This window comes from Mycobacterium sp. NGS35 (assembly GCF_059812855.1).
This window is the reverse complement of sequence record NZ_JCALDL010000014.1, coordinates 88,538-110,315: the sequence shown is the minus strand read 5'-3', so window position 1 is coordinate 110,315 and position 21,778 is coordinate 88,538. Positions and strand designations below refer to the sequence as shown.

Below are 21,778 nucleotides of genomic sequence, written 5' to 3'. Positions count from 1 at the left end.
CGGTTTTCACGCCAACAAGTGTGTCCTCGGCGCGGTGGAGGCTAACGCAGCCAACCGGTTTCGGGCAGGAACGACTGTGTGTGCGCGATGCGGCCGGTGAGCGTCTTCGGATCGCCCGTGCACAGCTCCAGCGCAGTCTGCGTGATGAGCTCGATGTCTTCGGTGTCCGTCTTGGCCAGATCCAGGGTGCCGGCGCCCGGGGTGGCGACCGGGTTCGACGGTGCTGCGGCATTCACGGCGATGCCGTCGTCATACAGTTCGGCGGCAAGGCTTTTCGTGAGCCGGTTCAACGCCGCCTTCACGGTTCCGTAGATCCCGAAGCCGGCTGTGCGGTCGAATTCGGAAAATGGGGGCCCCTCAGGCAAATCGCCGCCGACCGAGGTGACGTTGAGCACCCACCCGCGCCCGCGTTCCCGCATCGCCGGGATGGCCAGCTGAGTCAGGTGCAGCGGCGCGAGCACGTGCATCTCGAACATCAGCCGCACCCGTCGGTCCGGGAAGGTGTCCAGCGGCCGCAAAAAGGTGACGGCGGCGTTGTTGACCAGAATGTCGGGCGCGCCGATCTGCTCGACGACCTCGGTGAACAGCCGGTCCCGCTCCTCTGGCTTGGACAGGTCGGCCTGCACTGCGATCGCCGCGCCGCCGTCTGCGGTGATCTCGTCGAGCGTGTCCCTCAGCGAACCCTGATATCTGGGGTCGGGCTCCATCGTCCGCGCGGTAAGCGCGACGGTCGCCCCTTCGCGGGCCAGCCGCTTGGCGATCGCCTTACCCAGACCCCGGCTGCTGCCAGTCACCAGCGCGGTCTTGCCGGCGCACCTTGCATTACTCATCGCAAAGACGCACGTTACCGTCAAGGGCGTGAAACTGTCCGGTGTTGGGATATGGAGTTCGCAGCTGCGGTACGGCGACAAGGCCCAAGTGGGCGAGGCCGCTGCCGAACTCGAGGAACTCGGTTATTCGGCGTTGTGGATTCCCGACGTCGGCGGACCGGTGTTCGATTCGGTGGCGCACCTGCTGGAGTGCACAACGCGCACGGTGATCGCCACCGGAATCTTGAACCTGTGGATGCACACGCCTGACGAGACGGCGCAGTCCTTCGCCTCGCTCACCGCAGCGCACGGAGAGCGGGTTCTGCTGGGAATCGGGGTCAGCCACGCGCCGCTGATCGACTCCAAAGAGCCCGGCCGGTACCGCCGGCCGTTGGCGGCCACCCGATCGTTTCTCGACGGGTTGGACGCCGCGTCGCCGCCGGTGCCTGCCGAGCACCGCGTGCTGGCCGCGCTTGGGCCGAAGATGCTGCAGTTGGCGGCCACGCGGTCCGCGGGCGCACACCCCTACCTGGTGACACCGGAGCACACGGCGTTCGCCCGCGAGACGATGGGTGCTGGCCCGGTGCTGTATCCCGAGCAGACGGTGATCCTGTGCGACGACCGCGACACCGCACGCTCAATCGGCGCGAACTGGCTGCGCTCCTACCTCGCGTTGCCCAACTACGCGAACAACCTTCGGCGACTCGGGTTTTCGGACGACGACCTGTCCTCGGTGAGCGACCGGCTGCTCGACGCGGTGATCGCGTGGGGCGACGAGGACGCCGTCGCCCGCCGGGTCGACGAACACCGGTCCGCCGGCGCCGACCACGTCTGCATCCAGGCGCTCGACGCGGACCCCACCGCGTTCCCGCGTGAGCAGTGGCGCCGACTCGCCGCCGCGCTGACATAACCGGCCATGTCTGATCTCGACATCGGCATCTACGTGCCGCAGATGGGCTTCTCGTACGCCGACATCCTGCACCGCGCGCTGCGCTGCGAAGAGCTGGGCATCGGTTCGCTGTGGCTGTACGACCACCTGTACGGACCCGGCATGCCCGACGTGGCGTCGATGGAGGCCTGGACGGTGGCGACGGCGCTGCTGAGCCGCACCGAGCGGCTGCGGGTCGGACACATGGTGCTGTGCAATCAGTTTCGCCATCCCGCGGTTCTGGCCAAGATGGCCACCACGCTGGATCAGATTTCAGCGGGCCGGCTGTATCTAGGCATCGGCAGCGGTTCGATCGAGGACGAACACCACCGCACAGGTCTGCCGTGGGGCAGTTTTCGCGAGCGCTCGGAACGGCTGGGCGAGACGCTGGAAATCTTGACGCAGGCCTTCAGCGACAACGTGATCGACTTCGCCGGAACGCATTACACCGTGCGGGCGATGCCGATCAAGCCGGGTCCGGTTCAGCAACCGCGGCCGCCGATCATCGTCGGCGGTGTGGGTGAAAAGTACACGCTGCCGTTGGTCGCGCGCTATGCCGACATCTGGAATGTGCCGACGTACGCGCTCGGCGAGCTGGAACACAAGGTGTCGGTGCTGCGATCACTGTGCGAGCAGATCGGGCGCGACTTCGATTCGATCGTGCTGTCGATCGAGGCGGTGATGGCGCTGGCTCCCGACGAGGCGTCGTTGCCCAAGGTGCGCGAGGTCGCCGAAAGGCGTTTCGGCGTACCAGCATTCGGGCTGCATGAAGGTGGGCTGATCGGCACCCCGCCGACAGTTGTCGAACGGCTTGGCGAGTTGAAAGGACTTGGCTTTCGCCAGATCGTGCTGTTCACCCACGACCGCGCCGCCGACGACACGTTGGAGTTGTTCGCGTCGACGGTTCTGCCGCAGTTCGACTAGGTCAGTCCTTACGTTTGGTGTCCGGCAGTGGACGGTTCGCGACAACGGGGAACTCCCCGGTGAAACCCATGCGATCCCGGGCGACGGCCAGCACGCGGGCCCGAACCGCATACCAACCTGCGATCAGCGCAGGAATGATGACTGCCAGGGTGGACACCGTCCACGTGCCGATCGGCGGGTCGAGTGCCATCAGAACGAGGACCGCGACCAAGAACGCCATCGTCAGGTAGCTGGTCCAGGGTGCACCCCACAACCGGAAAGTGGGCCGATTCAGGATGCCTTGTTTCGACCAGCGGTACAGCTGCAGCTGACACAGCACGATCGTGCCCCATGACGCGATGATGCCCAACGCGGCCATGTTCAGGACGATCTCGAACGCCATCTCGGGCACCACGCCGTTGAGCAGCACGCCGAACAACCCGATCAGGGCGGTGAGGCAGATGCCGCCGTACGGAACACCGCGCCGGTTCATCAGCGACGTGAACTTCGGCGCGCTGCCGTTCATCGCCATCGAACGCAGGATCCTGCCGGTCGAATACAGACCCGCGTTCAGGCTCGAGAACGCTGCCGTCAGGACAACGACGTTCATGATGGTGCCGGCACCGTTGACGCCGATCTTGGAAAAGAATGTGACGAAGGGACTTTCGCCGGGCTTGTAATCCGAGTACGGCAACAGCAGGCCCAGCAGGAAGGTCGAGCCGACGTAGAAGAGCGCGATACGGGCGATCACCGAGTTGATCGCGCGGGGCATGACCTTCGCGGGATTGGCGGTCTCACCGGCTGCCGTGCCCACCAACTCCACGGCGGCATAGGCGAACACCACCCCCGAGGTGACGATCACCAAAGGAAACAGTCCCGTCGGGAACAGACCCCCGTGGTTCGCGATCACGCTGAACCCGGTCGGCTGGCCCTGCACGTGGTAACGGCCGGCCAGAAAGATCGTGCCTGCCACCAGAAACGTCAGCAGCGCAAGCACTTTGACCAGTGCCGCCCAGAATTCCAGCTCGCCGAAGAGCGTCACCGAAATCAGATTCATCCCCAGAACGACGGCCAGGGCGATCAACGCTATGAGCCACTGCGGAACGCTTGAAAACCCCGACCAGTAATGGAAATACGTGGCTATCGCGGTCGAGTCGACGATCGACGTCATCGCCCAGTTCAGAAAATACATCCAGCCGGCGACGAAAGCTGCCTTCTCACCGAAGAATTCGCGTGCATAGGATACGAACGAACACGATGACGGCCGATGCAGCACAAGCTCGCCCAGCGCACGCAGGATCAGGAATACGAACACGCCGCAGATCCCGTACACCAAAAACAATGCAGGGCCGGCGTTTGCGAGCCGACCACCGGCACCCAGGAACAGCCCGGTGCCGATCGCGCCACCGATCGCGATCATCTGCAGCTGGCGCGGTTTCAGACCCTTGTGGTAGCCGGCCTCCTCGTGGGTGAAGGCGGACCGGTCGTAATCCGACGGCGTGCGCGATGCGGGGGTGGCGGCCATCGACCTGGTTCCTCACTCGTCGGTGTTCTGCTGCTGACCGGCGACAGGCGGATTCGGGATGTCACGAAATGTGAACACGAAGCCGAACACCGCGATGCCGGCCGCAGCAGCGTAGCCGATGATCGAGTACCACCCGGCGTGCAGATAAGCGGTCACCGCGACAATGAACATCGCGAGGAACACCATCGACATCCCGATCAACGGTGTCTTGGCCTGGAAATCGATCCGCGCCATCGACCATCACCTCCGCGCCCGCCACGGCGTACCGACAGTCAACACCGCGAGCGTGCCGACGGCAATGTCAGGGCAGCAGCAACCTCAGTCGTTCCCAGCCGCGAACGGTGGACGTCGGAGCCAATTTCATGGTGTCGTAGTCGATGTCCCACTGGGGCCAGCGATTCAGTAGTTCGTCGAGTGCCACCCGCCCCTCCAGCCGGGCCAAGTTCGCGCCGAGGCAGTAATGCAGTCCCTTGCCGAACGTCAGGTGGCTGATGTTGTCGCGGTGGATGTCGAACCGGTCGGGGTCTTCGTAGCGGCGTGGGTCGCGATTGGCCGCGCCGAACAGCAGCAGCATCGCGCTGCCCGCGGGCACGGTGGTGCCGTAGCACTCGAAATCCTTTGCCATGTACCGCGCGACATGCGGCCCGGTGGGCTCGAAGCGCAGCGTCTCGTCGACCGCACGTTGCAACAACGACCGGTCCTCGACCACTTCACGGCGCTGGTCCGGGTGTTCGGCGAGCACCTTCGCCAGCCAGCCGATCAGCCGTCCGGTGGTCTCGTTGCCGGCACCTGCGACCACTTGGGTGTAGTGCAGCACCTCTTTTCGGGTGAGCTTGCGGGTGACGCCCTGTTCGTCCTCGAACTCCACGTTCAGCAGCGCCGTCATCAGGTCGTCGGAGGGATTTTTGGACCGCCATTCCACATAGTCGGCATAGATGCGCCCGTCGGCGATCCGGTCCGGTTGGGAAACCTTCATCGGTACACCGGGTTTGGTGCGCAGGTTGGCGTCGTTGGCATCGCGCACCGCCACCTGATCGGACTCCGGAATGCCGAGCAGCATGCCGATGACCCGCATCGGCATCATCGCGGCCAGTTCGGCGATGATGTCGAAGCTGTCCGAACCTACCAGCGGGTCAAGGCAATTCACGCAGTACCGGCGGATCTGGTCTTCGATCTCAGCCATCCGTCGCGGCGTGAACACCCGCGACATCAGCCCGCGCAGCATCGTGTGGACGGGCGGGTCCTCGAACATCATCACGCCCTTGGGCATGTCGAACTCCGACTTCACCAGCTCCAGGATGTCGCTGCGCTGGTTGGAGAACGTCTCCCAGTTCAACAGGGCCTTCTCGACGTCGGCGAAGCGCGACAGCGCCCAGAAGTCGTAGCGGTCGTTGTAGTAGATCGGCGCCTCGTCACGCAGCCGCGCGTAGGTCGGGTACGGGTCGGTGACGATGTCGATGTCGTACGGGTCGTAATAGACGGCGGTGGAGTTCGCGATGGTCATGATCCCTACTTCAGACAGCTGCCGGCGTCGACAGGAAGCGTGACGCCGGTGACGTAACGCGATTCGTCGGAGGCGAGAAACAACACGGCGTTGCTGATGTCCTCGGCTTCCACCCAGGGAATCGGCAACATGTGGAACGTCTGGCACACCGGGGCGAGATCATCGGGCCCGGGATTTGGTAGATCCGGCCGGAACAGCCGGTACGTCTGCTCGTTCAACAGCAGCGGAGTGTTCACATGGGTGGGATGCACGGAGTTGACCCGAATCGAATATTGGCCCAGCTCAACGGCAAACGTCCGCATCAGCCCGACGACACCGTGTTTCGCGGCCGTGTAGTGCCCGGTGTGCGGATACGCCTTGAGGCCCGCCACCGAACTCGTGAGCACGATCGAGCCGCCTCGACCGCCGGCCTTGATGTGGCCGACGCCCGCCTTGACGGTCTTCCACACTCCGCTCAGGTTGACGTCGATCATCTCCTGCCAGACGTCGTCGTTTATCTTGTCGAGCCGCGAACCGATGGTGCCGATTCCGGCGTTGGCGACGATCACGTCGAGCCTGCCGAGTTGCGACACACCAGCGTCGACGGCGGTTCTCAGCGCCTCGAAGTCGCGCACGTCGACCTCGGCCGTGACGATCCGCCGGTCCAGGTTCTTGACCAGTTCCGCGGTGTGCGCCAGGTCTTCTGGCGTGGCGCCCGGTGCCGGCGACTTGTCGAACGGCCGGCAGATGTCGACGGCGATGATGTCCGCGCCCTCCTGCGCCAGTCGCACGGCGTGGCTGCGGCCTTGACCGCGCGCCGCGCCGGTGACCAGCGCGACCTTTCCCTCGACCCGTCCCGCCATCGCAGCCCTTCTCATTTTTGGGCGATCGCCCAATAATTGCCTTGCGGTATGTGTAGCACCACGTAGAGTGGTCGGTCAAGGGCAGGGAAAGGCCGAGATGACATCTGCGAAAGCCGGCGTGCGGGATTCAGGTACCCGCAGAGCGCTGATCAGGGCGACTGCCCAACTGATGCTCGAAGACGGCTATGCCGCCGCGACGTCGCGGCGGGTGGCTGCCAAAGCCGGTGTCAAGCCGGCACTGGTGCACTACTACTTCCCCAGCATGGACGACTTGTTCCTGGCTGTTTTCCGGGCGGGTGCAGAAGCCAACCTCGAACGTCTGCGTGCAGCGCTCACCGACGGTGAGCCGCTTCGCGCGCTGTGGCAGCTGAACAGCGCACAGGGCAGCCAGCTGCTCATGGAGTTCATGGCTCTTGCCAACCACCGCAAGGCAATTCGCAGCGAAATCATCGCGTACTCCGAGCGCTTCCGGGACATGGAGGAGGCCGCGATGGCGCTGGTGCTGCGGGCGCACCGGGTGGACATGCAAGCGTTTCCACCGGTGGTGATGTCGATGATCGTCGCAAGCCTCTCCCGCATCCTGGGGATGGAGCAGGGCCTGGGCATCACGCGCGGGCACTCCGAGGCGACTGCGTTCGTCGAGCGCTATCTGAACACCTACGAGCTCAGCACTGCGGCGGACGGCTAGGCCAGTCGCGTGGCGGCCAGCTGCCGAAGATCTCCCGTCTTGATCTTCGCGTTGCCGGTCAGGGCGATCTCGTCGTCTGTGAAGAACAGCACGTGCCGCGGAACCTTGTAGCTGGCCAGCCGTTCTCTCAGAAAACTGCGAATCTCGTCGGCGTCCGGCGCCGACCCGTCGTGCGGCACGACGCAGGCGACGACGACCTCGCCGAGTGAATCGTGCGGTACGCCCACGGTGCGGGCCACCTTCACACTGGGATGGGCGGCCAGCGCCTCGTCGACCTCCAACGGCGAGACGTTGGCACCGCCGGTCTTGATGATGTCGGTGAGCCTGCCCTCCCAGTAGAGTCGGCCCACGTCGTCGAGATACCCGGCGTCGCCGGTACGGAAAAACCCTGCAGCGTCCAGGGTTTCGTCTAGAGGCGTCCCGATGTAGCCGAGCATCAGCGTCGGACCCTTGACGCAGATTTCGCCGCGTTGCCCGCGCGGCACGATGTCACCGGTGAGGGGGTCGACGATCTTCAGTGTCACGCCGGGAAGCGCCTCGCCGCTGCTTTCGGCATGCACCTCGGGCGGGGTGTTCGCAGGGAAACATGTTGTGATCGTGAAGGTTTCGGTGTTGCCATAGGCGTGTCCGGGCTCGAACCACTTGGTGGACACCGTGGGATGGCGTGCGACGGGCGTCTTGAAGTCGACGAACCGCATGCTGCTGAGGTCCACGTCGTTCCAGTTCGGTGCGCTCTCCAACTGTGCCCACTGATGCGGCCACGCGAACGGAAAGTTCACTCGCTCGGCCTGCATCAACTCCAGCGCTTCGGCGGCGTTGAACGTCGGCTGGAGAACCAACGAGCCGCCCGCGGCCAGCGTGGAGCCGACCGACATCCCGAAGTTGCCCGACCAGAAAAATCCGTTGGCCGACCAGCAGCGCACGTAGTCCTGTGGCCCGAACCCGTACATACGCCGGAACCGCCACAGCTGGATCGACACACCGCGATGCGCGCTGAGGATGCCCTTGGGTCTGCTGGTGGACCCCGACGAGAAGAACAGCACGGCAGCATCACTGGGCCGGACCGCCGCGGCCGTCGCCTCCACCAGCTCACGAGGTTCGTCGCGCCCCCGCGCCAGGAAGTCATCCCAGGTCTCGACGCCCGGCGCGTCGTCGCCGACCACCACCAACTGCCGCAGAAACGGATAGGCGCGGGCGGGCAGCGACGTCGCGCCCAACTCCGCCAGCATCTCCGCAAAGTCCTTCTTGAGCACGTTGCGCTCGAACAGCAGCACCGAGATGCACGACGAAGCAAGCAGATAGTCGAGTTCAGCGGCTGTGGAGAACGTGCTCAAAGTGACAGCCACCCCGCCGGCCATCGCGATGCCGAACACCGCAGCCAGCCATTCCGGCCGGTTGGTCATCAGCACGCCGACGCGGGTGTCTTTGCCGACGCCCGACGCGCGCAGAGCGCGGGCTACGTCGACGGCGTGGTCGTAGAAATCGGTGTAGCTCCAACGCGTCACACCGCCGGATGCGCGGAACACCAAAGCCTCGCGGGCGCTGTACATTTCGGTGACCTCGCGGAGGAAGCCCGGCAACGTCAGCGCCCCGAGCCCCGGCTCGCTGCTCAGCGGAGGTCCCGAGACGATGGACAGCGGCTCTGTCATCACACCGGCAGCTCGACCTCGGCGGTGCAGTCAACCAGCCGCTCCCCATTCTGGTTGGTCAGCTGCAGCTGCACATTCACCAGTGGCACGCCCCAGACGGATTCCGGCTCCTTGCCTACGATCTCGGCGTCGAAATACGTCACGTCGCCTTCGAAGGCGGGGCCGCGGAAGTCTGCCTTGGTATGGCGGACCATGCCGTCGTGGCCGGCCCAGTAGGCCAGGTAGTCGGTGCACCAGGCGCCCATGGTCGCCCCGTAGCCGTAGGCGCGGGCCATTCCGACCTCGCTGGCTTTGTCGGCGTCGATGTGGCCTCGCGAAGGTCCGACGTAGAGTCCGTCACGCTTGCGCGGATCGATCTTGGCGTCTTCTTCGTCGAAGCGGAATTCTTCCCCCCAGCCGGGATCCTGGTACACCCACGGATCGTCGACACCTTCGGGCGTGACCCAGTAGAACGTGCCCCAAATGTTGAACAAGAACGCACGATATTCGGTGGTGAAGCTCGCGATGCTGTGCGGCCCGATGACGCGGCGCGGCAACGTGTCTCCGACCTTCACCTCGTCGAAATGCGGGGAGACGCCCGCCCGGTTGGATTCCAGCCAGTCCCGGCGCAGCTTCTCGATGCCGACGAGCTCGTCACGAGTCCACCGCTTGACCTCGCCGAGCTGGCTTTCGAACATGCCACGCTTCTTGGCTTCTTCGTACAGATACCGGATTGCCGTCGAACGCTCACGAGCCACCAGCACGCCGTGCTGATTGGTGTGTACGGTGTCGCCACGAGAAAACATGGTCGGCCCGGCGAACTTCGTCTGCACCACCTTGTAGTCGTGAAAGCGGCGCTGCTGGAAGAGCTGGTCACCTGGCCGTACCGGACAGCCGTAGAACCACCACTCCTCGCCGCCGAAGATCAAATGGCTGTTGGGAATATGGCCGACGCACGCCGGTGCGGCGCCATGGCCGTAGTCCAGCGCGACCGCGATCGACTGCGGCGCGACGATGCCGCCGAACTTCGACGCACGCGCGAATTCTTGGTCCCAGTGCAGCGGGTTGGGATAGTCCATCGCCATCACCCACCGACGAATGTCGCTGCTACTGCAGGGATCCCACAACTGCCCGCCACCGACGGGCTTGCCTACCCGGTGGTCGACGTCGGACAGATCGAGCTCGGCCATTTGCGTCTCCTCAGCGGTTGACGTCGACGACGATGCGACCGCGGACCTTGCCGTCGATGAGGTCCCCCGCCGCGGAAATCGCTTCTTGCAGCCCGATCTCCCGAGCAATCGATTCGAGCGCGTCCACGTCCAGGTCGCGTGCCAGCCGCGCCCATGCGGTGAGCCGCCGGCCGCGCGGCGCCATCACGCTGTCGATGCCAAGCAGCGAGACGCCGCGCAGGATGAACGGGGCCACGCTGGCGGGGAAGTCCATGCCCTGCGCGAGACCACAGGCCGCGACCGCGCCGCCGTAGCGGGTCTGCGCGCATGCGTTCGCGAGTGTGTGGCTGCCGACCGCGTCGACCACGCCGGCCCAGCGTTCCTTCTGCAGAGGCTTGCCGGCCTCGGCCAACTCGGCACGATCCACCACCGTGGTCGCGCCGAGCCGCTGCAAATACTCTGTCTCCGAACTCTTTCCGGTGGCCGCGGCCACTTTGAAGCCGGCCTTGCTCAGCAACGCGACCGCGACGCTGCCGACTCCGCCGGTAGCACCTGTCACGAGCACCTCACCCTGGTCCGGCGCTACCCCGTGGGCCAGCAGCGCCTCGACGCAGAGGCTTGCCGTGTAGCCGGCGGTGCCGATCGCCATCGCCTGCCGCGCCGTGAACTCCGACGGCAGCGGAATCAGCCAGTCGCCGTTGAGGCGGGCGCGCTGAGCCAGCCCGCCCCAGTGCGTTTCGCCCACCCCCCAGCCGTTGAGCACCACCCGGTCGCCCTTCGCGAAGTCCGCATGCGAGCTGTCGGTGACCACGCCGGCGAGGTCGATCCCCGGAACCATCGGGAATTTGCGGACCACCGGCGACTTGCCGGTGATCGCCAAGCCGTCCTTGTAGTTCAGCGTGGAGTACTCGACGTCGACGCTGACCCAGCCGGTTGACGGGCCGTCGGGAAGTTGCGCCTCGTCGAGCTCGGTGACCTCCACCGTCTGCCCGGAGTCGCCCTTGTCGATCAGAATCGCCGAGAACATCAATGGGCCTCCTGCCGCAATATGGGTCCGGGTCTCGACGCGGAGAATATCATTCTCGATGATGAGCATGATATTTCCGTCGCCTTGGTCGCCCATATGATCGCGGACAGCGCCGCGGTGCAGCCTGCGGCATTCTTCCGCACCACGCTTCCGGTGGACTTCTCGCAGCTCGCGAGCTTGGACGCAGGGCGCTACCACTCGATATGGCTGCCGGATCACATGGTCAGCTTCTGGCCGGACTCCATCTGGACTCCCGAGTTCACCGACCTGGCCACCGCGTCACCGTCGCCGCACCGGCACCTCGACGGCATGGCTGTCGCCGCGGCGGTGGCCGTGCTGACCGAGCACACGCCGCTGGCGACCAGCGTGGTCGACACCGTGCGTCGCCACCCCGCCATGCTGGCGCAGACTGCGTTGACCATCGACCATCTGGCCAAGGGCCGGTTCATCCTCGGACTGGGCAGCGGCGAAAGCGAGAACGTCGTCCCGTACGGCTTCGACTTCGCCCGCCCGGTCAGCCGCTTCGAGGAGGCGGTGAAAGTCATCCGGCTGCTGTGGGAAAGCGACGGCCCGGTCGACTTCGACGGACAGTTCTACCGGCTGCGCCACGCGCGGTTGGACACCGAGCCTTACGGCGGGCAGTTCCCGGAAATCTGGATCGGGGCCAGTGGGCCGCGGATGCTCGAGATCGCCGGACGCTACGCCGACGGGTGGTGGCCGGCCGGTGCTTGGACGCCGGACCACTACGCGGAACTGCTTGGCGCAGTGCGGGATTCGGCTGAGCGGTCCGGACGTGATCCGATGGCCATCACACCGTGCTACATCCAAGTCTGCCTGATGGGACGCGACGACGCCCAACTGGCGCAAATCTTGGAGGCGCCGCTGGTCAAGGCGTTTCTGCTGCAGGTCTCCGCAGAGGTTCTGCGCCGCTTCGGGTTCGAGCATCCGATGGGCGAGAATTGGCGCGGCTCTCTCGACATCGACCCCGGGGTGCTTACTCGGGAGCGGATCATCGACTTCCTCGGTCGCGTCGATCCGGAGGCCATCCTGGCCGTCGTGCCGCACGGCACACCGCAGCAGGTCGCGCGCGTCGTCAAGACCTACGTCGACGCGGGATTGCGCGTGCCCAAGATCCTCGACTACGGGGCGATGGCCGGTCTGGACTATGCGGCCGCGTCGGCACACAACGTCCGGGCGGCCGAGGACGAACTGTTGCAGCTGTGCGGAGTTCCGGCGTGAGCGCGCCCTTGAACGCCTCGGAGATGCTGGCGCGGGCCGAGGCGCAGACGGGTCTTGACGACTACGGCGACCCCACGCTGCCGGAGCGATTCGCTCTGGCCGTCGAGCACCTCAACAGCCTCGGACTGGATGACGACGGAAAGCGCCGCGCCGCGGAGGTGTGCCACTGGCTGCTGACCTCGCGGCTGGAGTTCTTCGAGGACCGCAACCGCTACCCCGTTGCCGATGAGGTGATCGAACGCCCGATGTTCGTCACCGGCGAGCCACGGTCGGGCACCACGTTGATGCACGCGCTGATGTCCGTCGACCCGACGGCGCGGGCGCTTCATTTCTGGGAGGTGATGTATCCGTCACCGCCTCCCGGCCTCACCGGTCCCGACGATCCGCGCCGCGCGAAGGCCGACGCCGACTGGCGAGAGATCAACGCCCAGATGCCGAAATGGCTGCACAGCCATCCCTACAACGACATGCTCGGCGACGGCCTGCCCGAGGACGAACGGACCTGGGCGTTCGACTTCCGGGTGATGACGCCGACGGCGTGGTGGCGGGTGCCGATGCAGACGGTGGTCGGCGGGCTGCCCACCGATCCGGCCGCGCAATACCGCATCCACAAGGCGATGCTGCAGCAATTCCAGTACCGGCGGCCACGAAAGCACTGGGTGCTCAAGGGTTTCCACGGGTTCCGGCTCAAAGAGTTCTTCGCGGCCTATCCAGACGCGTCGCTGATGTGGCTGCACCGAGACCCCGTTCAGGTCGCCGCATCTCGCGCCATGATGATGGCCGACATCCTCGAGGGCATCGTCGGGCCGATCGATCTGCACGCGGCGGCCAAGATGCACCTCGAACTGACGCGCGAGAGCATCGCCAACACCATGACCAACCCTCTGGTCGACGATCCGCGGATCCTCCATGTGCGTTACACCGACTTCATCGCCGACCCCGTCGGCACGGTCCGACGGTTCTACGAGTTCGCCGGCTGGCCGCTCGGCGACGATGCGATCGCCGCGATGCGCGCGTATCTGGCCGACAATCCCGGTGACCGGCACGGCAAGTTCTCCTATTCCGCTCAGCTGCTGGTCGACATCGGCGAGGACCTCGACGCCTTGCATGCTGAATTCCGGCCATTCCGTGACCGTTTCGGTGTAGAGATCGAGAACCGTGGCTGACGCGGCGACGCACCACCGCCTGTCGGTGCACAGCGTCTCGTTCGCCGGCGCACCGCTGGGCGAGTTGGCGGCGCATTGGCGCGCATTGGGATTGCGGCGGCTGAGCCTGATCGACACGCAACTGTTCGAACCCGGGCTCACCGGTGTGGTCGGCGACGGCGGCTACGCCGTGGAAACGGTCTGCCATGTGTTCTCGTCCACTGACCGGCTATTGCGTGTCGTCGACGCAGCGGCCGCACTGCGTGCGCGGGTGATCTACATGCTGACCGGCGGGCGTGGCACATCGACGTGGGAGCAGGCCGCCGCGCAGTTCTGCACGGCGGTGCAGCCGTGCGTGCGAGCGGCAGAACAGGTGGGCGTGGAATTGGCGATCGAGCCGGCGTCCAGCCTGTACGCCGACATTCACATCGCCCACACGCTGCGCGACACGATTACCCTCGCCGAGATGGCCGGCATCGGCATCTGCGTTGATCTGTTCCACTGCTGGGCAGAAGCCGGTTTCGGCGAGCTGGTCGAGCGCGCGCTGCCGCGAACCCAGCTGATCCAGCTGAGCGACTACGTGCTGGGCGACCGTGCGCTGCCGGCCAGGGCGGTGCCCGGCGACGGCGCCATCCCGATCGAGGCGTTCGTCAATCAAGCGCTCGCGGGCGGTTATCCGCACGGTTTCGATATCGAGCTCATCGGTCCGCGGATCGAGCGGGAGGGCCGGTTCGCCGCTGTGCAGCGGGCATGCGCAGTTCTCACGGCGATGCTGGAAAGGGCCGGTGCATAATGGCTTTCGGTGACGGGTCCGACGACACCGCGCTGAGCGCGGCGTGGAGGCAGTTCTGCGAGCAGTTGAAGTCCGCGGGTCAGCGGGCGTTCAAGGACCACAACCCTGCGTCGGGCCTGCACCGCGCCGACGCGTTCCGGTTCCTCACCCAAAACCTCGGGCAGGCCTTCGACTTGGCGCTGGAAACCAAGGACACCCAGTATCCGGTGATTCACGCGTTCTGCACACCTCTGCGCAAACTCGGAGGGGACTGTGCCGATTTCACCTATCAGCAGGCGTGGATCGACGGGCGGTCGACGTACCGCATCACCGGGAATCGCGGTACCGCAAGGTTTTTCAACATCACGGTGCAGGGCTCTCGTGCTGATGGTCCCGCTGTGCTGCACGAGCCGTTCGGCGATGTTCCGGAGGCGAATCTGTTCGGCCATCAGTTGACGACGGACTCAGACGGTGATTTCGAGCTGTACGTCGGCGGATCCCCGCGGGAACCAGATTGGCTGGCTACCACTGCCGAGTCGCGAAAACTGTTCATCCGTCAGGGATTTGACCGCTGGGACGAACGGCCCGCCCGACTGTCCATCGAACGCGTCGACATGGCCGCACCCCGGCCCGTGCCCACTCCCGAGACGATGATCGCCGCGATGCACTGGGCCGGGGAGTTCATCACAGGCCTGATGAGCGACTGGCCGGAGTTTCCGTTCACCCACGGCGGAGTCGACGCCGAGCACCCCAACCGATTTCCCCAGCCCGCCTCGACGAGCGCCGACGCCAAACGCGGCCGGGCGGCGGTGAACATGCACTGGGTGCTAGCGCGGGACGAGGCGCTGATCATCGAGTTCGACATGCACGAGGGGTTGTGGTCGTTCACCAACATGGGCGTGTTCTTCACCAGCATGGACTTCCTGTACCGGCCGGTGAGCTACACGCCCAGCCGCACGGTCGTCGACGAAGACGGCAAGGTCCGGCTGATCGTGGCCCATGACGATCCCGGTTACCACAACTGGATCGACACCCAGGGCTTCGAACGCGGCAACATCACCTATCGGCACATGCTCGAGGGCCAGCCGGCGGCGCTGAGGACCCGGCTCGTCAAGAGGGCGGAGCTTGCGCAGGCCCTGCCCGCGGACACGGCGACGGTGACCGTCGAGGAGCGGACTACGCAGATGTGGGCGCGGTTCCACGGCGTCCGGCAGCGGTATGGATTGTGAATCCGCCCGCCTTCTGCCCAACTCAGCCCGTCAGCTAGGTTGCTTTACAGTTCGGCCGCTTTGTGGAAAGGAAGCCAGGTGGAGATCGAGGGGAAGAAGGCAGTGATCGTCGGCGGCGCATCAGGCTTCGGCCGGGCAACCGCCGAGGCACTGGCCAAGCGCGGCGCGCGCGTGGCGGTGCTGGACCGCCCGCAATCGAAGGGCCAAGAGGCGGCCGACCAGATCGGCGGAAGCTTCTTCCCCGTCGACGTCACCGACTTCGCCGGCACCGAGCAGGTGTTGCAGCAGGCGGTCGACGCGCTGGGTGGCCTGCACATTGCTGTGACCACCGCGGGCGGCGGCATCGGTGAGCGCACCGTCAAGAAGGACGGCCCGCACAGCCTGGATTCGTTCCGCTCCACCATCGACCTGAACCTGATCGGCACGTTCAACGTCAGCCGGCTCGCCGCATGGCACATGAGCAAGAACGAACCCGAAGACGACGAACGCGGCGTCATCATCAACACGTCGTCGATCGCGGCGTTCGAGGGCCAGATCGGCCAGGTCGCCTACACCGCTGCCAAGGCAGCGATTGCCGGCATGTGCCTGACCATGGCCCGGGATCTGGGCAGCCTGGGGATCCGCGTACTTGCCATTGCGCCAAGCCTTTTCGCGACGGGGCTGACGCAAGGCATTCCCGACGAGTTCGCCACCCAGCTGACCAAGGACGCCGCGTTCCCCCGCCGTCTCGGTCGGCCCGACGAATTCGCCAAGCTGGCAGTGGCGATCGTGGAGAACCAGATGCTCAACGGGCAGTGCATCCGGCTGGACGCCGGGCAGCGGTTCGCGCCCAAGTAGCACTCACGGCTGCGTCGGCAATTCACGCTCGGCGACCTTGACCAGCCGCCGGGCGAAGAACCTGACCGCACTGCCAAGGATCACGCGCATGAGCGGCCCAGTGCCGGGCACCCCTTCAGTGAAGGAGCCGCTCCACCGCAGGTCGGTGCCGCCCGTCGCATTGGGAGTGAACAGCACTTCTGCCCGGTAACCGGTCGCAGGGGTGCGGGGAGCGATCAGCTCGTAGACGTGGCGGCGGTCTTGCTCGTACTCAAGTGTCTTCTCTTGCACCAGGACCGGCCACATGCCGACTCTGCGGACGGCGCCCACCCCGGCCGGCGGCGGATCACCTTGTTGTGCCCAGCCGGCTTGCATGATCAGCGGTTTGGCCCATTGCGACCAGGTGCTGGCGTCCGTCTCGAGCCGGAACAACGCCGCAGCCGGCGCGCGGCTGCTCATATTCACCTCGAACGAAAATGGCCGACCCGGCATAGCGCCTCCCGCGGGGGAAATCAGCGTGACTTCGCGCACCCTACCGGATCCGAGGAGTGAAGCAGCACGGCGTCATTCGCCCATCGATGCGGCACTGGCTGCGATGATCAGGTTGACCGCCTCGTTGCGGGTCAACGACTGCAGCACTTGTGCGGCGGCGCGCATGGTGTCGCCGACGAAAAGCGTCGGGCCGCAGGTGAGATCCGCGAACGCTTCGGTGACGACGGTCTGCACACTGTCGGCGTCGCCGGGCGATTCGTCGGGCGAGCTGAGCAAGCCGCGTTCGTACTCGAGCCGCCGCAGCGCCGGGGTGTCGGTCTTCCCGAGAACCAGGCCGAGCACGTCGACACCCTTGTCGTGCAGTTCTGCCCACAGCGCTTCGGCGAACACCATGTCGAATGCCTTGGTGGCGGCATAGACCGCCATGTTGGGGCCGCCGGCCAGCGCAGCGCCCGAGCTGAAGATCGCAATGCCGCCGCTGCCGCGCTTCACCATCGGCGCCGCGAAGTGATGGCACAGTTGCATCAGAACCACACAGTTGCGTTGCACCATGGCCTCGGCCGTCGCTATCGAAGTGGCCAGAAACGGCTGGAAGTTCGGATCTGCGCCGGCGCAGTAAGCCAAAAAGCCGATGTCGAGATCCTGGGTCGCGTCGATGACACGTTTCGCTGCATCAGAAGTAGCGAGATCGATTGCGAGTACCCGGGTTTGAGCGCCGGTGCGCTCGGTGATGCCCTCAGCCACCTCCTCCAACACGGTTTGACGGCGGGCCAGCAGCACGACGTTGACCCCGCGGTCGGCAAGTGCCTCCGCGAACGCGGCACCCACACCGTCGGAGGCACCCGCGACCAAAGCCCACGGTCCATATGTACCGGCGAATGTCACGGCTCTCCTAGCTCAGTGGGGCCATTCGGACGGCCGTGAATTGGCGCCGGGCAATGCGCCAGCCACCATCGGTGCGCACGACCTCGTCGTCGTAGTAGCCGATCGCATTCACGCCAGAGTTGTTGTCGCCGACCAGGATCATGTCCACGTAGGTACGCGCCTGTGCGTGGTCCCCGTCGACGGTGATCGCCTGATTGCTCATCCGGTGCAGCGTCTGGACCCCGGCATGCGCGGCCTCCATGAACGCCGTGACCGCTTCGACGCCGTCCCAGGTACCGATTTCGCCGTAGTCGAGCCGGCAGTCCGCAGTGAACACCGTGCGAAACAACGGCCAGTCGTGGCGGTCGATTCCGGTGGCGTAACGCACCAGCAGGTCCGAAATATCCTGCCGGTCGTCGTAATTCGTCATGCTGGAGCTCCGTTCGGGTGCACGACGATGCGGGGTGGACCGTCGGACTTGCGGGCCAGCTCGAGCGCGTCGGGAACCTCGTGCAATGTGATGACCTTGCCGACACTGGGCAGCGGGTCCAGCCGTCCCGACGTGATCGCGTCAAGCGTGCCGTCGGCGCCGCCGTTGACCAAGCGGATCGGTATGGACGTGACCCGCCTGCCGATCGGATGTTGATCTGTACAGCCGGGACCGTGTCCGATCACCTCGCCGACGAACTCGTGGCTCAACACGATGTCGCGGTCCCCTGCCTGCCCACCACTGCCCGCACCACGACTCCTCAGCGACGATCCGTTCCTGCCGACTTTACGACTTCGGCTTACACTGTCACGCTCTTTGGTGAGGATGTCAGGAGGTCACCCTGCAATGGACGTGGACGCTCTGCGGGAGATCGAGGCGATCAAGCAGTTGAAGGCCCGGTACTGCCGGTACCTGGACGCCAAGGACTGGGGCGCGTGGCGGGAATTATTCACCGACGACTTCGTCAGCGACACATCGCAAGCCGGGGGCAAGGTGATCGTCGGCGCCGACGAATTCGTCGCTTTTCTGCGCAGGACACTCGGCAAACGCTCACAGCCGACGGTGCATCAGGTGCATGCACCCGAGATCGAGCTGACATCCGCCGCCACTGCGCGGGGCGTGTGGGCGTTGCAGGACGTGGTGCGCCTTGCACCAGGCGTGAACCTGGCGGGCTATGGCCACTACCACGAGACCTACGAGAAGGCCGACGGGCGTTGGCGCATCAAGACATCCACGCTGACCCGGTTGCGCGAAGACGTCTTCAATCCCTTTGTCTGCGTGCGGGTTTCAGACCGAATGCGTATGGTCGCCGCCAGGTTCGCACCGAGGGTAGCGCGGTGAGCGGCGTGCCCGTCGACACGGTGCTGGTGACCGGTGCATTCGGACAGATAGGCAGGCGCTGCACGGAGATTCTGCTCCGCCGCGGCCGCACCGTCGTCGCGATGGATCTGCGCAACGACAAGACCGTCGCCGAGGCGGAGAAGCTGTCGCGTCAGTCCCATCCCGGGACTCTGGTGCCCGCTTACGTCGACCTGCTCGACGCCGACGCCCTGCACGAGGTGGTCAACCGACACCAGCCGAAAGCGATCGTCCATTTGGCGGCGGTGTTTTCGCCGGCGTCGTACCGCAACCCGCGATTCGCCAGAAAGGTGAACGTCCAAGGCACCAGCAATCTCGTGGAGGCAGCGAAAGCGCTGCCCACGCCACCGTTGTTCCTCAAAGCATCCAGCGCTGCGGTGTACGGTTCCCGCAATCCGTACCGCTACCCCGAGCGAATCACGCCGGACACGCCGCCGAGCCCCATCGACCAATACGGCGAAGACAAGCTGCTGGCGGAGGCCGTGGTTCGGGAAAGCGGTCTGCCGTGGGCGGCCCTGCGGCTGGCTGGTGTGATCTCGCCCGACGCCGGTTCGAGTCTGGACCGCGACTACTTCCTTCTGATCCGTGCCACGCCGGGCGACAATCGGCTACATACCGTAGATGCGCGTGATGCCGGGCTGGCGTTTGCCAACGCTGTCGACCGGGCTGAGACGATCGACGGCAAAATCCTGCTGATCGGCGGCGACGACTCCCATCTGCACACTCAGCGTGACGTCGAGGACGACATGATGGAAGCGTTCGGTATCGGGCGGCTCGGCCCGTCCGCCAGCCTGCCCGGCGATCCCGGCGACGACCGCGGGTGGAGCTTCACCGGTTTCTTCGACACCACCGAATCCCAAGCGCTCCTGCAGTTCCAACAACACGACTGGTCTCAGACCAAGGCGTGGATCACCGCTGCACAAGGCCGCCGTCGCATCGTCCTACAGGCACTGGGACCCGTGCTGCGACCCGCGTTGCGGCTGCTGTTCATGGTTCAGCGCTGGATCGAACGGCGCGGGCCCTATGCCGATCCGTGGAAGCTGATCGCCCAGAAGTACGGACCGGATGTCCTGGCACCGACAAACTTCTGACCTGGGTTCCACTGCGACATCCGTACGCTGATCAGCGTGGCCGCGCTCCATCCCGACATCGCCGTACTCGCTCCCCTGCTGGGCACCTGGACTGGTCGGGGTCGCGGGGAATACCCGACGATCGAGCCGTTCGGCTACGTCGAGGAAGTCACGTTCGACCACGCCGGCAAGCCGTTCCTGACATACGGTCAAAGGACCAAAGCCGACGACGGCGGGCGTCCGTTGCATGCCGAGACCGGATACGTGCGGGTGCCCTCGGCGGGACGCGTCGAATGGGTGCTGGCGCACCCGACCGGCATCACCGAGATCGAAGAAGGCACACTGACGGTCACTGGGACCACCATCGAGATGGTGATGGCCTCCACGACCGTGGCATGCACCGAGTCGGCGAAAGAGGTGACGGCAGTGCGCCGTTCGATTCGCGTAGACGGCGCCGAGCTGAGCTACGCCCTGCAGATGGCGGCAGTCGGCCAGCCGCTGCAACACCATCTGTCCGCCACGTTGCGGAGGACGTCACGTGACCGGTGACGGCAGAATCGGAGTCCCGGCTGATCTCGACGCCGTCACTGCCGTGGGCCCCGAAGATCACTCAGAGATCGGGTCGGCGGCGGTCGAGCGGATCTGGCAAGCAGCGCGGCACTGGTACCAAGCCGGCATGCACCCCGCCATCCAGCTGTGCCTGCGGCACAACGGCAAGGTGGTGCTGAACCGGGCGATCGGCCACGGCTGGGGCAACGCCCCCACCGATCCGCCGGATGCCGAGAAGGTTCCTGTCACAACGCAAACGCCATTCTGTGTGTACTCGGCTGCGAAAGCCATCACCACGACCGTCGTACACATGCTCGTCGAGCGCGGACACTTCTCCCTCGACGACCGCGTGTGCGATTACCTACCCAACTACACCAGCCACGGCAAGGACCGGACCACGATCCGGCACGTGATCACCCATAGCGCGGGAGTACCGTTCGCCACCGGTCCGCGTCCCGACCTCAAACGCATGGACGACAGCGACTACGCCCGCGCGATGCTGGGCGAGTTGAAGCCGCTGTACCGTCCGGGGTTGGTGCACATCTATCACGGTGTGACGTGGGGTCCACTGGTGCGCGAGATCGTCTCGGCGGCCACGGGCAAGAACATTCGCGATATCCTGGCAACTGAGATCCTTCAGCCGCTCGGATTCCGGTGGACGAATTACGGTGTGGCGCAACGGGATGTACCGCTGGTGGCGCCCAGCCACGTCACCGGCAAGCCGCTTCCGAAGCCGATCGCCGCGGCTTTCCGCATGGCGGTCGGTGGTACCACCCAGCAGATCATCCCGTTCTCCAACACGCCGCTGTTCCTCACTGGCGTGGTGCCGTCGTCGAACACGGTGTCGACGGCCGACGAACTGTCGCGCTTCGCCGAAATCCTGCGTCGCGGAGGCGAACTCGACGGTGTGCGCGTGATGCGGCCGGACACCCTACGGGCGGCGACCACCGAATGCCGCCGGCTGCGACCGGATCTCGCCACCGGTCTGGCCCCCCTGCGGTGGGGCACCGGATACATGCTCGGGTCGAAACGGTTCGGGCCGTTCGGCCGCGATGCACCTGCGGCATTCGGCCACACCGGATTGACCAATATCGCCGTCTGGGCGGATCCCGAACGGCAACTTGCCGCCGGGCTGGTCAGCAGCGGAAAACCGGGCAGGCACCGCGAGGCGAATCGCTACACCGCCCTGCTGGACCGCATCACTGCCGAGATCCCGCGCCACATCATGTGA

The 21,778-nt window shown here is 65.5% G+C and carries 23 protein-coding genes and 1 pseudogene; 12 read left to right on the top strand and 12 right to left on the bottom strand.

The genetic code is table 11. The features are described from left to right. Positions 1 to 41 precede the first annotated feature (41 nt). Positions 42 to 830, bottom strand: a complete 789-nt coding sequence (locus tag AC5Y4C_RS19555; RefSeq protein WP_499964896.1) for an SDR family NAD(P)-dependent oxidoreductase — start codon at positions 828 to 830, stop codon at positions 42 to 44. A gap of 28 nt (positions 831 to 858) precedes the next feature. Here AC5Y4C_RS19555 and AC5Y4C_RS19550 point away from each other — a divergent pair, with 28 nt between their 5' ends. Both AC5Y4C_RS19550 and AC5Y4C_RS19545 read left to right on the top strand, forming a co-directional pair. Further along, positions 859 to 1,719 (top strand): LLM class F420-dependent oxidoreductase, encoded by an 861-nt coding sequence (locus AC5Y4C_RS19550; RefSeq protein WP_499964894.1) that lies wholly within the window; start codon positions 859 to 861, stop codon positions 1,717 to 1,719. Between the two features lie 6 nt (positions 1,720 to 1,725). Beyond that, positions 1,726 to 2,661: an LLM class flavin-dependent oxidoreductase gene (locus AC5Y4C_RS19545; RefSeq protein ID WP_499964892.1), complete on the top strand. Its 936-nt coding sequence runs from the start codon at positions 1,726 to 1,728 to the stop codon at positions 2,659 to 2,661. A gap of 1 nt (position 2,662) precedes the next feature. Here the strand turns inward: AC5Y4C_RS19545 and AC5Y4C_RS19540 are convergent, their stop codons facing one another. From AC5Y4C_RS19540 to AC5Y4C_RS19525, 4 genes are all read right to left on the bottom strand, one after another. Then, positions 2,663 to 4,165 (bottom strand): amino acid permease, encoded by a 1,503-nt coding sequence (locus AC5Y4C_RS19540; RefSeq protein ID WP_499964890.1) that lies wholly within the window; start codon positions 4,163 to 4,165, stop codon positions 2,663 to 2,665. A gap of 12 nt (positions 4,166 to 4,177) precedes the next feature. After that, on the bottom strand, positions 4,178 to 4,399 hold the full coding sequence (locus AC5Y4C_RS19535) for a hypothetical protein (protein ID WP_499904548.1): 222 nt from the start codon (positions 4,397 to 4,399) through the stop codon (positions 4,178 to 4,180). Between the two features lie 67 nt (positions 4,400 to 4,466). Continuing rightward, on the bottom strand, positions 4,467 to 5,669 hold the full coding sequence (locus tag AC5Y4C_RS19530; RefSeq protein ID WP_499964888.1) for a cytochrome P450: 1,203 nt from the start codon (positions 5,667 to 5,669) through the stop codon (positions 4,467 to 4,469). A gap of 5 nt (positions 5,670 to 5,674) precedes the next feature. Further along, a complete protein-coding gene (locus tag AC5Y4C_RS19525) occupies positions 5,675 to 6,511 on the bottom strand; it encodes a mycofactocin-coupled SDR family oxidoreductase (RefSeq protein WP_499913348.1) in 837 nt (278 codons plus the stop codon). Positions 6,512 to 6,680: 169 nt separating this feature from the next. Here AC5Y4C_RS19525 and AC5Y4C_RS19520 point away from each other — a divergent pair, with 169 nt between their 5' ends. Further along, positions 6,681 to 7,199, top strand: a complete 519-nt coding sequence (locus AC5Y4C_RS19520; protein WP_499906258.1) for a TetR/AcrR family transcriptional regulator — start codon at positions 6,681 to 6,683, stop codon at positions 7,197 to 7,199. On the opposite strand, the gene AC5Y4C_RS19515 is transcribed toward AC5Y4C_RS19520, so the two are convergent. Genes AC5Y4C_RS19515 through acuI form a run of 3 tightly spaced genes read right to left on the bottom strand, consistent with a single transcriptional unit; the run spans position 7,196 to position 11,023 of the window. Continuing rightward, positions 7,196 to 8,848 (bottom strand): class I adenylate-forming enzyme family protein, encoded by a 1,653-nt coding sequence (locus AC5Y4C_RS19515; protein ID WP_499904542.1) that lies wholly within the window; start codon positions 8,846 to 8,848, stop codon positions 7,196 to 7,198. The genes AC5Y4C_RS19520 and AC5Y4C_RS19515 overlap by 4 nt on opposite strands. Beyond that, positions 8,848 to 10,017 carry a MaoC family dehydratase gene (locus AC5Y4C_RS19510; RefSeq protein WP_499964886.1) on the bottom strand — a complete coding sequence of 390 codons (1,170 nt, stop codon included), beginning with the start codon at positions 10,015 to 10,017 and terminating at the stop codon, positions 8,848 to 8,850. Before AC5Y4C_RS19510 ends, AC5Y4C_RS19515 begins: the two co-directional genes overlap by 1 nt. Positions 10,018 to 10,027: 10 nt before the next feature. Beyond that, positions 10,028 to 11,023, bottom strand: coding sequence for an acrylyl-CoA reductase (NADPH) (acuI, locus tag AC5Y4C_RS19505; protein ID WP_499904538.1), 996 nt, complete (start codon positions 11,021 to 11,023; stop codon positions 10,028 to 10,030). A gap of 96 nt (positions 11,024 to 11,119) precedes the next feature. Here acuI and AC5Y4C_RS19500 point away from each other — a divergent pair, with 96 nt between their 5' ends. The 5 genes from AC5Y4C_RS19500 to AC5Y4C_RS19480 all read left to right on the top strand — a co-directional run bounded on the left by AC5Y4C_RS19500 (position 11,120) and on the right by AC5Y4C_RS19480 (position 16,245). Continuing rightward, on the top strand, positions 11,120 to 12,262 hold the full coding sequence (locus AC5Y4C_RS19500) for an LLM class flavin-dependent oxidoreductase (RefSeq protein WP_499964884.1): 1,143 nt from the start codon (positions 11,120 to 11,122) through the stop codon (positions 12,260 to 12,262). A gap of 23 nt (positions 12,263 to 12,285) precedes the next feature. After that, positions 12,286 to 13,428: a sulfotransferase family protein gene (locus AC5Y4C_RS19495; protein ID WP_499964916.1), complete on the top strand. Its 1,143-nt coding sequence runs from the start codon at positions 12,286 to 12,288 to the stop codon at positions 13,426 to 13,428. Continuing rightward, entirely contained in the window at positions 13,421 to 14,200 is a 780-nt protein-coding gene (locus tag AC5Y4C_RS19490; protein WP_499964882.1) for a sugar phosphate isomerase/epimerase family protein, read from the top strand. Before AC5Y4C_RS19495 ends, AC5Y4C_RS19490 begins: the two co-directional genes overlap by 8 nt. After that, positions 14,200 to 15,408, top strand: a complete 1,209-nt coding sequence (locus tag AC5Y4C_RS19485) for a DUF1214 domain-containing protein (RefSeq protein WP_500008514.1) — start codon at positions 14,200 to 14,202, stop codon at positions 15,406 to 15,408. Before AC5Y4C_RS19490 ends, AC5Y4C_RS19485 begins: the two co-directional genes overlap by 1 nt. A gap of 78 nt (positions 15,409 to 15,486) precedes the next feature. Beyond that, on the top strand, positions 15,487 to 16,245 hold the full coding sequence (locus AC5Y4C_RS19480) for an SDR family NAD(P)-dependent oxidoreductase (RefSeq protein WP_499904530.1): 759 nt from the start codon (positions 15,487 to 15,489) through the stop codon (positions 16,243 to 16,245). A gap of 3 nt (positions 16,246 to 16,248) precedes the next feature. Here the strand turns inward: AC5Y4C_RS19480 and AC5Y4C_RS19475 are convergent, their stop codons facing one another. From AC5Y4C_RS19475 to AC5Y4C_RS19460, 4 genes and pseudogenes are all read right to left on the bottom strand, one after another. Further along, a complete protein-coding gene (locus tag AC5Y4C_RS19475; RefSeq protein ID WP_499904526.1) occupies positions 16,249 to 16,716 on the bottom strand; it encodes an SRPBCC family protein in 468 nt (155 codons plus the stop codon). 72 nt (positions 16,717 to 16,788) lie between these two features. Further along, the gene (locus tag AC5Y4C_RS19470; protein ID WP_499964878.1) at positions 16,789 to 17,601 is read right to left on the bottom strand and encodes an SDR family NAD(P)-dependent oxidoreductase; all 813 of its coding nucleotides are present in this window, start codon (positions 17,599 to 17,601) and stop codon (positions 16,789 to 16,791) included. 7 nt (positions 17,602 to 17,608) lie between these two features. Then, positions 17,609 to 18,010 carry a nuclear transport factor 2 family protein gene (locus AC5Y4C_RS19465; protein ID WP_499964877.1) on the bottom strand — a complete coding sequence of 134 codons (402 nt, stop codon included), beginning with the start codon at positions 18,008 to 18,010 and terminating at the stop codon, positions 17,609 to 17,611. Continuing rightward, positions 18,007 to 18,162, bottom strand: a pseudogene (locus AC5Y4C_RS19460) (zinc-binding dehydrogenase); the annotation flags it as partial. The gene AC5Y4C_RS19465 and the pseudogene AC5Y4C_RS19460, both read right to left, overlap by 4 nt. Positions 18,163 to 18,415: 253 nt before the next feature. Between AC5Y4C_RS19460 and AC5Y4C_RS19455 the strand changes: the two are divergent. Genes AC5Y4C_RS19455 through lipE form a run of 4 tightly spaced genes read left to right on the top strand, consistent with a single transcriptional unit; the run spans position 18,416 to position 21,778 of the window. After that, positions 18,416 to 18,910: a nuclear transport factor 2 family protein gene (locus AC5Y4C_RS19455; protein ID WP_499964875.1), complete on the top strand. Its 495-nt coding sequence runs from the start codon at positions 18,416 to 18,418 to the stop codon at positions 18,908 to 18,910. Between the two features lie 5 nt (positions 18,911 to 18,915). Then, entirely contained in the window at positions 18,916 to 20,019 is a 1,104-nt protein-coding gene (locus tag AC5Y4C_RS19450) for an NAD-dependent epimerase/dehydratase family protein (protein ID WP_499964914.1), read from the top strand. Between the two features lie 36 nt (positions 20,020 to 20,055). After that, a complete protein-coding gene (locus tag AC5Y4C_RS19445) occupies positions 20,056 to 20,547 on the top strand; it encodes a peroxynitrite isomerase (protein ID WP_499964873.1) in 492 nt (163 codons plus the stop codon). Then, positions 20,537 to 21,778, top strand: coding sequence for a lipase LipE (gene lipE, locus AC5Y4C_RS19440; RefSeq protein WP_499964871.1), 1,242 nt, complete (start codon positions 20,537 to 20,539; stop codon positions 21,776 to 21,778). Before AC5Y4C_RS19445 ends, lipE begins: the two co-directional genes overlap by 11 nt.

Excerpts from the sequence above, each read along its gene's own strand:
- AC5Y4C_RS19555 (WP_499964896.1), bottom strand. The coding sequence starts at position 830 with ATGAGTAATGCAAGGTGCGCCGGCAAGACCGCGCTGGTGACTGGCAGC.
- AC5Y4C_RS19545 (WP_499964892.1), top strand. The coding sequence starts at position 1,726 with ATGTCTGATCTCGACATCGGCATCTACGTGCCGCAGATGGGCTTCTCG.
- AC5Y4C_RS19540 (WP_499964890.1), bottom strand. The coding sequence starts at position 4,165 with ATGGCCGCCACCCCCGCATCGCGCACGCCGTCGGATTACGACCGGTCC.
- AC5Y4C_RS19535 (WP_499904548.1), bottom strand. The coding sequence starts at position 4,399 with ATGGCGCGGATCGATTTCCAGGCCAAGACACCGTTGATCGGGATGTCG.
- AC5Y4C_RS19530 (WP_499964888.1), bottom strand. The coding sequence starts at position 5,669 with ATGACCATCGCGAACTCCACCGCCGTCTATTACGACCCGTACGACATC.
- AC5Y4C_RS19525 (WP_499913348.1), bottom strand. The coding sequence starts at position 6,511 with ATGGCGGGACGGGTCGAGGGAAAGGTCGCGCTGGTCACCGGCGCGGCG.
- AC5Y4C_RS19520 (WP_499906258.1), top strand. The coding sequence starts at position 6,681 with ATGCTCGAAGACGGCTATGCCGCCGCGACGTCGCGGCGGGTGGCTGCC.
- AC5Y4C_RS19515 (WP_499904542.1), bottom strand. The coding sequence starts at position 8,848 with ATGACAGAGCCGCTGTCCATCGTCTCGGGACCTCCGCTGAGCAGCGAG.
- AC5Y4C_RS19510 (WP_499964886.1), bottom strand. The coding sequence starts at position 10,017 with ATGGCCGAGCTCGATCTGTCCGACGTCGACCACCGGGTAGGCAAGCCC.
- acuI (WP_499904538.1), bottom strand. The coding sequence starts at position 11,023 with ATGTTCTCGGCGATTCTGATCGACAAGGGCGACTCCGGGCAGACGGTG.
- AC5Y4C_RS19500 (WP_499964884.1), top strand. The coding sequence starts at position 11,120 with ATGATCGCGGACAGCGCCGCGGTGCAGCCTGCGGCATTCTTCCGCACC.
- AC5Y4C_RS19495 (WP_499964916.1), top strand. The coding sequence starts at position 12,286 with ATGCTGGCGCGGGCCGAGGCGCAGACGGGTCTTGACGACTACGGCGAC.
- AC5Y4C_RS19485 (WP_500008514.1), top strand. The coding sequence starts at position 14,200 with ATGGCTTTCGGTGACGGGTCCGACGACACCGCGCTGAGCGCGGCGTGG.
- AC5Y4C_RS19475 (WP_499904526.1), bottom strand. The coding sequence starts at position 16,716 with ATGCCGGGTCGGCCATTTTCGTTCGAGGTGAATATGAGCAGCCGCGCG.
- AC5Y4C_RS19465 (WP_499964877.1), bottom strand. The coding sequence starts at position 18,010 with ATGACGAATTACGACGACCGGCAGGATATTTCGGACCTGCTGGTGCGT.
- AC5Y4C_RS19455 (WP_499964875.1), top strand. The coding sequence starts at position 18,416 with ATGGACGTGGACGCTCTGCGGGAGATCGAGGCGATCAAGCAGTTGAAG.